The sequence below is a fragment of the Myxococcus xanthus genome, from assembly GCF_013116825.1.
In the GTDB taxonomy this organism is placed as follows: Bacteria; Myxococcota; Myxococcia; order Myxococcales; family Myxococcaceae; genus Myxococcus; species Myxococcus xanthus_B.
Window position 1 is genome coordinate 20,865 of sequence record NZ_JABFNS010000119.1, and the last position, 8,108, is coordinate 28,972.

Below are 8,108 nucleotides of genomic sequence, written 5' to 3' on the forward strand. Positions count from 1 at the left end.
CGCGCGCGTCCATGGCCTGCCTGGATGAAAACACGTTCGTGGCGCTGCTGATGGGGGGCCTGCCTCCCGCGCGCGCGACGGAGGTGGATGCGCACCTGGACACCTGCTCCGCCTGCCGCCGCATGGTGGCCGAGGCCCTGCGGGCACAGGCCCCCGACGACGTCCCGCCCGGGGCCACCACCGCGCGGACGAACGCCCGGCCGCCTTCGGGAAAAGGCCCCTCGTTGGAGCGAGGCACCGCGGTGGGCCGCTACCTGGTGTTGGAGCGGCTGGCCTCCGGAGGCATGGGCGTCGTCTACAGCGCCTACGACCCGGAGCTGGACCGGCGCGTGGCGCTCAAGCTGCTACGCGTCGCGGCCCTGGGCCTGGAGGCGGAGCAGGGCCGCGCGCACCTGCTGCACGAAGCGCAGGCCATGGCCCGCGTCTCCCATCCGCACGTGGTGCCCGTCTACGACGTGGGCACCTTCGGGCCACAGGTGTTCCTCACCATGGAGCTGGTGGACGCGCGGACACTGCGCCCCTGGCTGAAGGACGCGCCTCGGACGTGGCGACAGGTGCTGGCGCTGTTCCTGGACGCGGGCCGGGGACTCGCGGCGGCGCACGCGGCGGGCGTGGTCCACGGGGACTTCAAGCCGGAGAACCTGCTGGTGGGCCAGGACGGCCGCGTGCGCGTCACCGACTTCGGGCTCGCGCGCAACGCCAATCCACTGGACGACGTGTCCCCCCTGGCGGGAGGCACGCCCGCGTACATGGCCCCCGAGCAGATGGAGGCCCACGCGCCCGCGGATGCCCGAAGCGACCAGTTCGCCTTCTGCGTCACGCTGTACGAGGCCCTCTATGGCGAGCGCCCCTTCGCCGCCACCACCCCGCACGAACTGCTGACCGACGTCCGCGCCGGCAAGGTGCGGCCCGCGCCCCGGGGCACACACGTCCCGCCCTGGCTGCGGCGCGTGCTGCTGCGGGGGCTGTCCGCCAGCGCCATGGACCGGTACACGGACCTGGATGCCCTGCTGGTGGCGCTTCAGCATGACCCGGCCTCGCGTTGGAAGCGCTGGGTGCCCGCGGTGGGCGGCGCGGCGCTGCTGCTGCTGGCGGTGGGCCTCACCCACGCGGTGCACGCCAGCCGGGCACGGGCCTGCCAGCGCGCCGACGCGGCCATGGCCTCGGTGTGGGGGCCGGAAGCGCAGCAGACCATCGAGTCCGCCTTCCTCGCGACGGGCAAGCCCTTCGCGCCCGCCGCGTGGCTCCGCGTGCGGCGCTCGCTGGATGCATACACCGCGGAGTGGGCGTCGATGCGAACCTCCGCTTGCGAGGCCACGCGCGTGCGGGGTGAACAATCCGAACAGGTCCTCGCGCGGCGCATGCACTGCCTGGATGAGCGGCTGGCGGAAGTGGCCGCCCTCACGCAGCTCTTCACCCGGGCGGACGCGGGCACCGTGGAGCTGGCCGCGCGCGCAGCGGAGGCCCTGCCGCCGCTGGGCAGGTGCTCGGACCTGGCGGCACTGGCGGCGCGCGAGCCCAATCCCACGGACGGCGCCTCTCTTGAACGGGCACGGACGCTGGTGCGGGTGCGAGCCCTGAAGGCCGCGGGCAAGTACGCGGAGGCGGTGGCGCTGCTGGAGCCCGTGGTGAAGGCGGCGAAGGACGCGGATGACCGCCACGGCGGCGCGGACGCCCTGCTGCTGATGGGACAGCTGCGGGAGGAGGCAGGCCAGCCGCGCGACGCGGAGACCACCTACTTCGACGCCGTGTGGAACGCGGAGGCCGGGCGCAACGACGTGGCGGCCGCGCGCGCCTGGACGCGGCTGGTGCATGCCTCCGGCTATGTGCTGGACCAGCACGCCCTGGGACACCGGTGGCGGGAGCGCGCGGAGGCCGCCATTGAACGGCTGGGCGGTGACGGCGTGCTGCGCGCGCAGCTCCAGGCCCGGGTCGGCGCGCTCCTCTTCGCGCAGGGGCGCTACACGGAGGCGGCCGAGCAGCAGGAGTCCGCCCTCTCGCGATTGGAAGCCACCTATGGGCCCGACAGCCTGGAGGTCACCGACGTCCGGCTGGAGCTGGGCGCCACACGCATGGCGCAGCTGCGCGCCGACGAGGCGATGCGGCTCTTCGAGCAGGCGCTGAGCACGCGCCGCGCGGCCCTGGGGCCCAGCCATCCGGACGTGGCACGTGCCCAGTTGGAGCTGGCCTATGCGCACTGGCGCAGGTCTGACGTCGAACAGGTGGAAGCCCTGGCCCGCGGCGCGCTGGAGGTCTTCGAGCGCGCGCTCGGCCCCGAGCACCCGGACGTCGCCTCCGCCATCAATCTCCTGGCCGCGGCCCTCCAACGGATGAACCGCTCCGAGGAGGCGCTGCGGCTCCAGGAGCGCGCGCTGGACATCGCGCTCAAGGTCGAAGGCGCGGACGGCGCGGGGGCGCTCATCACTTCGGGCAACCTGGCCACGTTGATGGCGCGCGCCGGCCGCTCCGAAGAGGCCCTGACCCGCTTCCACACCATGCTCGCGCCGCTGGAGCAGCGGCTGGGCGCCCAGCACCCCTACGTGGCCCAGACGCTGCGGGCCACGGGCAGACTCTTGATGATGGACCAGCGCTACACCGAAGCCCTGCCCTACCTCGAGCGCGCCCGCGCCATCCTCGATGCGCGCGAGGACGATGCCTACGGCTACCGGACGGGGACGCTGATGGACCTGGGCCGCGCGCTGCTCGCGCTGGACCGACCGCGTCAGGCCGCCGAGCTCCTGGAGCGAGTGGTGGCCAGCGGAGCCCGGTCGCCGCAGGCGCCCAGCGAGCAGGCACGCGCGCGATTCCTCCTGGCGCAAGCGCTCTGGGACGCGAAGCGAGACCGGCCTCGCGCGCTTCAGCTGGCGGAGGAAGCCCGTAAGTCATTGGTGACGCTGGGGACGTCAGGACAGGAGGCGCTGGAGGAAATGGATGCCTGGCGGGCACGCCTGCCCAGACCCACACACATTCCCGCCGCGCGAGCCCCCTGAATGCCAGACACCCGACAGAGGGTTTCCGGATAGATGCAAAGCGCATTAAAGGGAGAGCGGATGCGAACGCTCTTCATTGGAGACGTGCACGGGTGCGCGGAGGAGCTGGACGCGCTGCTGACGCAGTGCGCCTGGCGGCCGGACGACCGCGTGGTGCTGGTGGGAGACCTGGTGGCGAAGGGCCCGGACTCCGCCGGTGTGGTGCGCCGTGCGCGTGAGCAGGGCTTCCTGGCGGTGCGAGGCAACCATGACGCCCACGTGCTGCGCTGGCACGCCGGCCGGGGGCCGCGCGGCAAGAAGCTGAAGCCCGAGCATCAGCAGGTGCTGGACACCCTGACGCCCGAGGACTGGGCGTGGCTGGAGTCCCAACCGCTGTACCGCTTCTTCCCCGAGCTGAACGTGGTCGCCGTGCACGGCGGGCTGGTGCCAGGCGTGCCGCTGGAGGCGCAGAAGGAAGACGAGCTGCTCAACCTGCGCAGCATCCTGCCGGATGGGACGCCGTCGAAGCGCGTGGACGCGGGCGCGCCCTGGGCCAGCCTGTGGCAGGGGCCGCAGCTGGTCATCTTCGGCCACGACGCCATGCGGGGCATCCAACGGCACCCGCATGCGGTGGGGCTCGACTCCGGCTGCGTGTACGGCGGCAAGCTCTCCGCCTACGTGATGCCGGAGGGCCGCCTCGTGTCCGTCCTGGCGAAGCGCGCCTACGTGGACGTGGACGCTTCCTGATTGAAGGAAGCGTCCACGCGCGTCATCAGGCCGCCGGGGGCCGCACCACCAGCACGGGCCGGTCCGTGCGCAGCAGCAGGGACTGCGTCACCGAGCCCAGCACGGCGCGCTTCAAGCCCGACCGCCCATGCGTGCCCATGACGATGGCGCTCGCGCCCAGCCGCTCGGCCGTCTGCGCCAGCGTGGCCACCACGTCCTTGCCGCCGGGGATGATGTTCAGCCGCACGCTCCGGTCGTTCGCGCTCTTGGGGACGAGCGCCGAGAGCTGCTCGCGCATCTGGGCCTCCTCCTCGAGTGACGGCTTCGATTCCGTGGCGTGCACCAGATGCACCGTGCCACCCGGAGCCGTCAACGCGAAGGCATGGGCCACCGCGCGGTTGCCCGTCTCCGAGAAGTCCGTGGCCACCATCACCTCCTGGTACTCCGGCAGCGGCGTGTCCGCGCCCACCGCCATCGCCTGCGCGGGCACGCACACCACGGACATCCGCGCCAGCCGCAGCGCATGGCGCGAGACACTCCACAGCCGCCCCAGCGCGCGGCGGTGGTGCGTGCCCACCACCAACAGGTCCGCCTGCTCCTGCTCGGCCAGGTCCACCAGGTGGTCGGCGATGCGCCCCACGCCCATCTCCACGCGAGCGCGCACGGGCGTCCCGCCCTGGGCCAGCGGGGCCAGCAACTCCGCGCACTCCCGCTCCAGCACATGCTGCAGCTCGGGCAGGGCATCACCGTAGGCCAAGGCCTGCCGCAGCCCCAGGCGGCGGGCCTCCTCCTCGGGCCAGTAGACGCGTCCGCCCACCACGTCCACCCGGCCCCCCTTGCTCAACGTCATCACCCAGTCGCGCGCCGCCTCGAAGGGCAGGGAGCGGTCCACGCCGAGGAACACCTTCAGGGACCGCTCGCCCCGGACCCACGCCTCCAGCGGTGCAGGGTCACGCATGACGAGCAGGGGCACCGTCAGCGACTGCGCCATCCGGTCCACCGTGCCACCTTCGCCCCCGAAGGGCGATTCATCCGCGGCTCGCGAGGCCACCACCAGCGAGGCCCCCTGCTCCCGGCAGAACCCCTCCAGCATCACCGCCGGCTCGCCGGTGAGGAGCACGGGCTCCACCTTCACCCCCAGCTGCGTCAGGCGCTTCGTCTCGTCGCTCAGCACCGCCTCGGCGGACCCCAACAGGGCTTTGCCGAAGGCGCGCACGGAGTCGGGGTTGAGGACATGAACCAGCCACAAGGACGTACCGGCCTTGCGAGCCAGCTCCGCGGCCAGCGTGGAGGCCCGCCGCGCGGCGTCGGAGAAGTTGGTGGCACAGACAATGGACATGGCAGCTCCAGGTTCGAATGGGCGTGGCGTGGAAATCAACGCGCGCGGAGCACCTGCTCGGCGCGCACCTCGTTTACCAGAGGCTCGCCACGCTCAAAGGCCTGGAGGCTCGCCAGGGTCGTCTCGGCGATGTTGGCGAGCGCCTCATGGGTGAGAAAGGCCTGATGCGACGTGACGAGCACGTTCGGAAAGGTGAGCAGCCGCGCCAGCACGTCATCCTGGAGCACCTGCCCGGAGAGGTCCTGAAAGAAGACGCCCTCCTCTTCCTCATACACATCCAGTCCGGCGCCGCCGATGTGGCCGGACTTGAGCGCGGCGACCAGCGCCTTGCTGTCAATGAGCGCGCCGCGGCCGGTGTTGATGAGTACCACGCCCCGCTTCATCCGCGCCAGCGCCGCCGCGTCCACCAGGTGCCGCGTGCCCGGCGTCAGCGGGACATGCAACGAGAGGATGTCCGACTCGGCGAAGAGCGTGTCGAGCGGGACGTAGCGCACGCCCAGCTCGCGCTCGAAGGCCGCGTCCGGCACCACGTCGTAGCAGAGCACGTTGCAACCGAAGCCCTTGAAGATGCGCGCCGCCACGCGGCCGATGCGGCCCGTGCCCACCACGCCCACCGTCTTGCCGGCGAGGTCGAACCCCACCAGCCCATCGAGCGAGAAGTTCCAATCACGCACGCGCAGGAAGGCACGCGGGATGTGGCGGTTGAGGGACAGCACCAACGCCACCGCGTGCTCGGCCACCGCGTGGGGGGAGTACTCCGGAACGCGCGTGACGCGCATGTCCAGCCGCCGCGCCGCTTCGAGGTCCACGTGGTTGTAGCCCGCGGAGCGTACCGCCACGAGCCGCACCCCACCCGCGTGCAGCACCTCCAGCGTGGCCGCGTCCACTTTGTCGTTGACGAAGGAACACACGGCGGGGAAGCCCTCCGCCAGCGGCGCCGTCTGGAGCGTCAGGCGCGGCTCGAAGCAGGTGAGCGCATGTCCGAAACGCGCGTTGGCGGCCTCCAGCGCGGCCCGGTCGTATCGGTGTGTGTCGAAGACAGCCACCCGCATGCCCGCTCCCTTGCCCAGCGAGTCACCCTCGCCGCGTGCCACCAGCGTCAATGCAAGGCCTGCTCCATGCAGCCCCCAGGCTATCGGACCTCGACAGCCGCGCAAAAGATGCGCAGCCAGGGGGCGTGCGGCAAAAGCTGCGCGAGCAGCGGGCGCCTGCTCGCCGGGCGGCGGACTTGTGGGAGCGCGCGTCGAGGCCAGGGCCTAGCTTGAGTTCGAGGCGCCAGTGCCCCTTCGAGCGGAGCCCCCGACATGACCTGGCCGGAAGACACCGCGCTGCTGACGGACCTCTACCAACTGACCATGACGGAGGCCTATCTCGAGGAGGGCATGTGGGACGAGGCCGTGTTCAGCCTCTTCGCGCGCAAGCTCCCGCCCCGGCGGAACTACCTGCTGGCGGCGGGGCTCGACGATGCGCTGAGGTACCTGGAGCAGCTGCGCTTCGGCGCGGAGGCGCTGGACTGGCTGGCATCTCGTGGCCGCTTCTCGGACCGGCTGCTCGGGTGGCTCGAGCGCTTCCGCTTCAGCGGTGACGTGGACGCCGTCGCGGAGGGCACGCCGGTATTCGCCGAGGAGCCGCTGCTGGAGGTCCGCGCGCCCCTGCCGGAGGCGCAGCTGGTGGAGACGTACCTCCTCAACCAGGTGCACTTCCAGACGACCGTGGCCTCGAAGGCCGCGCGTGTGGTGACGGCTGCCGCCGGACGCCCCGTCATGGACTTCGGCTTGCGGCGCTACCACGGCACGGACGCCGGGATGAAGGCGGCGCGCGCGGCGTACGTGGCGGGCGTGGACTCCACCTCCAACGTGCTGGCGGGGAAGGTGTATGGGATTCCGCTCGCCGGCACCATGGCGCACAGCTACGTGCAGTCGCACGACGACGAACTGGAGGCGTTCCGCGCCTTCGTGCGCGTCCATCCAAACGCCACGCTGCTGGTGGATACCTACGACACGCTGCGCGGCGTGCAGCACGTCATCCGGCTGGCGCGGGAGCTGGGCGAGGACTTCCAGGTGCGCTCCATCCGCCTGGACTCGGGTGATTTGCTCGCGTTGTCGAAGGCGGCGCGGGAGATGCTCGATGAAGCCGGCCTGGAGCAGGTGCGCGTATACGCGAGCGGTGGACTGGACGAAGACGCGGTGGAGCGGCTGGTGACGCGCGGGGCGCCCATCGACAGCTTCGGCGTGGGCACGGCCATGGGCGTTTCGTCGGACGCGCCCGCGGTGGACATGGCCTACAAGCTGGTGGCGTACGCAGGGCGGCCCCGAGTGAAGCTGTCATCAGGGAAGCTGCTGCTCCCGGGCGCGAAGCAAACCTACCGGCGGGAGGTGGACGGCGTGGCGCGCGGCGACGTGCTCACGTGCAGGCAGGACACCGCGCCCGGAAGGCCCTTGCTCCAACCGGTGATGCGCGGGGGACAGCGGCTGCCCGAGGCGTCACCAACGCTCGAGGACATCCGCGAATACGCGCGACGCGAAGTCTCACAACTTCCGCCCGAGATTCGCGCCTTGTCACCCGCCCGGCCGCCCTATCCCGTGGAGCTGGGACAGGCGCTGCTGCGGGCTCGCGAGCACGAAGTGGAGCTGTGGTCCGCGGCGACGTGAGCCTCGGTGATGCGCACGGGCACGGCGTCCCTTGCCGGCATTTCGCCAAGGCGGTAGGCAACGCCACGGTGACCAAGAAGCCCCCTCCACCACGAGCCTCCGCGGGACAGAACGCCGCGGGCCAGCACCCGGCGGACCTGGAGCCCATGCACATGACCTTCGAGCCTGCGCCCGACCTGAGCTCGCTCCTTACGAACCCACCAGGGAGGCAAGCGACGAGCTCCCGATGACCCCGGCGCGCCCTTCGGGTACTCCAGGGGTGGCTTCCTCTGAGCCCCAACCATCTGCCATGGTGGAGGGCCGTTTTTTCCGCTGGAGCGCAACATGAGTCTCCGTCTCGGCCCCGCCGTCATCCTTGGCTCGACGCTGCTTCTGGGCAGCGCCTGCAAGAAGTCCGAGGACCCCGCCCCCGAGCCCTCCGCC

5 protein-coding genes are annotated in these 8,108 nt (G+C 71.6%); 3 read left to right on the plus strand and 2 right to left on the minus strand.

All coding sequences use genetic code 11. The features are described 5' to 3' along the window. The first annotated feature begins 11 nt into the window (after positions 1 to 11). Positions 12 to 2,990, plus strand: a complete 2,979-nt coding sequence (locus tag HNV26_RS28305) for a tetratricopeptide repeat protein (RefSeq protein ID WP_171443939.1) — start codon at positions 12 to 14, stop codon at positions 2,988 to 2,990. 60 nt (positions 2,991 to 3,050) lie between these two features. Next, on the plus strand, positions 3,051 to 3,716 hold the full coding sequence (locus HNV26_RS28310; protein WP_171443940.1) for a metallophosphoesterase: 666 nt from the start codon (positions 3,051 to 3,053) through the stop codon (positions 3,714 to 3,716). Between the two features lie 25 nt (positions 3,717 to 3,741). On the opposite strand, the gene HNV26_RS28315 is transcribed toward HNV26_RS28310, so the two are convergent. After that, positions 3,742 to 5,034: a universal stress protein gene (locus tag HNV26_RS28315; RefSeq protein ID WP_171443941.1), complete on the minus strand. Its 1,293-nt coding sequence runs from the start codon at positions 5,032 to 5,034 to the stop codon at positions 3,742 to 3,744. Positions 5,035 to 5,069: 35 nt separating this feature from the next. Then, positions 5,070 to 6,128 (minus strand): 2-hydroxyacid dehydrogenase, encoded by a 1,059-nt coding sequence (locus HNV26_RS28320; RefSeq protein WP_366817039.1) that lies wholly within the window; start codon positions 6,126 to 6,128, stop codon positions 5,070 to 5,072. Positions 6,129 to 6,338: 210 nt separating this feature from the next. Between HNV26_RS28320 and HNV26_RS28325 the strand changes: the two genes are divergently transcribed. Next, the gene (locus HNV26_RS28325) at positions 6,339 to 7,685 is read left to right on the plus strand and encodes a nicotinate phosphoribosyltransferase (protein ID WP_171443942.1); all 1,347 of its coding nucleotides are present in this window, start codon (positions 6,339 to 6,341) and stop codon (positions 7,683 to 7,685) included. Positions 7,686 to 8,108: the final 423 nt, after the last annotated feature.

Bases quoted from the DNA above. Each gene is read 5' to 3' on its own strand.
- HNV26_RS28305 (WP_171443939.1), top strand. From the start codon at position 12: ATGGCCTGCCTGGATGAAAACACGTTCGTGGCGCTGCTGATGGGGGGC.
- HNV26_RS28310 (WP_171443940.1), top strand. From the start codon at position 3,051: ATGCGAACGCTCTTCATTGGAGACGTGCACGGGTGCGCGGAGGAGCTG.
- HNV26_RS28325 (WP_171443942.1), top strand. From the start codon at position 6,339: ATGACCTGGCCGGAAGACACCGCGCTGCTGACGGACCTCTACCAACTG.
- HNV26_RS28315 (WP_171443941.1), bottom strand. From the start codon at position 5,034: ATGTCCATTGTCTGTGCCACCAACTTCTCCGACGCCGCGCGGCGGGCC.